The organism is Acidithiobacillus ferriphilus, from assembly GCF_018854775.1.
Lineage (GTDB): Bacteria > Pseudomonadota > Gammaproteobacteria > Acidithiobacillales > Acidithiobacillaceae > Acidithiobacillus > Acidithiobacillus ferriphilus.
Window position 1 is genome coordinate 1 of sequence record NZ_JAAZTY010000173.1, and the last position, 2,381, is coordinate 2,381.

At 63.9% G+C, this 2,381-nt stretch carries 2 protein-coding genes and 1 pseudogene; all 3 read left to right on the forward strand.

The features are described 5' to 3' along the window. Positions 1-289, forward strand: a pseudogene (locus HF921_RS11370) (arsenate reductase ArsC); the annotation flags it as partial. Positions 290-327: 38 nt separating this feature from the next. Continuing rightward, positions 328-690: an arsenite efflux transporter metallochaperone ArsD gene (arsD, locus tag HF921_RS11375; protein ID WP_215893837.1), complete on the forward strand. Its 363-nt coding sequence runs from the start codon at positions 328-330 to the stop codon at positions 688-690. A 13-nt stretch (positions 691-703) separates the two neighbouring features. Then, the coding region (arsA, locus tag HF921_RS11380) for an arsenical pump-driving ATPase (RefSeq protein WP_215893838.1) at positions 704-2,381 on the forward strand (1,678 nt) is incomplete at its 3' end.

The window sequence follows — 2,381 nt, forward strand, 5'->3', positions numbered from 1 at the left end:
ATCCTGGGATGACCTACCGGGAACACCGGACATCGTCATCACCGTCTGCGCCAGTGCCGCCGGTGAGACTTGCCCCGCCTATTTCGGTCCGGCGATCCGCGCCCATTGGGGCGTGGACGATCCCGCCAAGGCGACGGGTAGCGAAGCGGAGATCGAGGCGGCTTTCACCACCGCCTACCAGATCCTGCGTCGTCGGATCGAAGCCTTTCTGGCCCTGCCCTGGACCCGGTGGGAAGAAGGTGGCGACGTGGCCCTGCAAGCCGAACTGGCGCGCATCGGTGAACAGTAACTTTTCAGACGGTATCCATCCTTTCAGGAGACTTTATCATGACCAAAATCCGTGTGTACGATCCCGCCATGTGCTGCAGCACGGGCGTATGCGGTCCGACCGTAGATCCTGCGCTGGTACGCTTTTCCGCTGACGCGGACTGGGCGAAAGGCCAGGAAATCGATCTGCTACGCTACAACCTCGGTCAGGAACCCATGGCCTTTGTCAACAATTCGGTGGTGAAACAGTTTTTGGATCGCTCTGGCGCCGAGGCATTGCCGCTGATTTTGGTGGAAGGGGAGATCGCCCTGGCCGGGCGCTATCCGACCCGTGAGGAACTGGTCCGCTGGGCCGGGTTGGCGGCGGTGCCGGCCATGAAAAGCCCTGCTGGCGGCTGTTGCGGTGGCAGCGGCACCTGCTGAACGGTCCATCGTTATGCTTTTCCTGAAAAACCCGCCCACCTTTCTGTTTTTCACTGGCAAGGGTGGCGTTGGCAAAACCTCGCTGTCCTGCGCCACGGCCATCCGTCTGGTTCGCTTGGGCAAGAAGGTCTTGCTGGTGAGCACCGACCCGGCGTCCAACGTCGGTCAGGTGTTCAGTCAGGAAATCGGCAATAAAATCACCGCCATTTCCACGGTACCAGGGCTATTCGCCCTGGAAATCGATCCGCAACAGGCGGCACGAGAGTACCGGGAGCGCATTATTGGCCCGGTGCGCGGCGCGCTGCCGGAGGCCGTGGTCAGTGGCATCGAAGAGCAGCTCTCCGGGGCCTGCACCACTGAGATCGCGGCCTTCGACGAATTCACCGCTTTGCTGACCGATGCGACGCTGACGGCTGACTACGATCACATCCTCTTCGATACGGCGCCGACCGGCCATACCATCCGTCTGTTGCAATTGTCCGGCGCGTGGAGCGGCTTTATCGAGAAAAATCCGGAAGGCGCGTCGTGCCTTGGTCCCCTGGCGGGCCTGGAAAAACAACGCCAGCGTTATGCCGAAGCGGTCAAGGCGCTGTCCGATCCCGAGCGCACGCGCCTGATACTGGTCGCCCGCGCGCAGAAAACCACGCTGGCCGAGGTCGCACGCACCCACCAGGAACTGGCCGCCACCGGCCTGACCAGGCAGAACCTGGTCATCAACGGTGTGCTGTCGGCAGAGGAAGCCGCCTACGACGCGCTGGCCGCTGCCATACGTCACCGCGAACAAGCGGCCATAGCGGGTATGCCCGCCGCGCTGCGCAACCTGCCTGTCGATCAATTGCCGCTCAAGGCATTCAATATGGTCGGCGTCGAGGCGCTGTGCAGCCTGCTCTCTGATCAAGACGAGAGCGCCCCCGCCGGTAACGGTGCGCCTCCCGCCAAATGCGCGGACCTTCCGCAGTTGTCGGCGCTGGTGGAAGAGATCGCGGGAAGGGGGCGCGGACTGATCATGATGATGGGCAAGGGCGGTGTCGGCAAAACCACTCTGGCGGTCGCGGTGGCGGTGGCGCTGGCCGAACGTGGCCTGCCCGTTCACCTGACCACCTCCGACCCCGCCGCACATCTGTCCGACACGCTGGCCGGTTCGCTGCGCCATCTGGAAGTCAGCCGCATCGACCCGGAGGTGGAGACCGAGCGTTATCGCCGACATGTGCTGGACGCCAAGGGCCAGGACCTGGATGCCGAAGGCCGTGCCATGCTGGAAGAAGACTTGCGCTCGCCCTGCACGGAAGAAATCGCGGTGTTCCAGGCGTTCTCGCGCGTCCTCCGTGAGGCCGACAAGCAATTCGTGGTGATGGACACCGCACCAACCGGGCATACCCTGCTGCTGCTGGACGCCACCGGGGCCTATCACCGCGAAGTGACCCGCCATGGCGTCGATCCGCAGCTGCATTACACGACGCCGATGATGCAGTTGCAGGACCCGGAACGGACGCAAGTGCTGATCGTGACTCTGCCGGAACCCACCCCGGTCCTGGAGGCCGCGCAGTTGCAGGAAGACCTGCGTCGCGCAGGCATCGAACCGTGGGCCTGGGTCATTAACAGCAGTCTGGCTGCCGCGCCCACTGCGTCACCGCTGCTGAAGCGGCGCGCCGCTCTGGAGGTGGCCCAGATCGAGGCGGTTCGCACCCGCC

Coding starts and splice junctions, on each gene's coding strand:
- arsD (WP_215893837.1), top strand. CDS start 328: ATGACCAAAATCCGTGTGTACGATCCCGCCATGTGCTGCAGCACGGGC.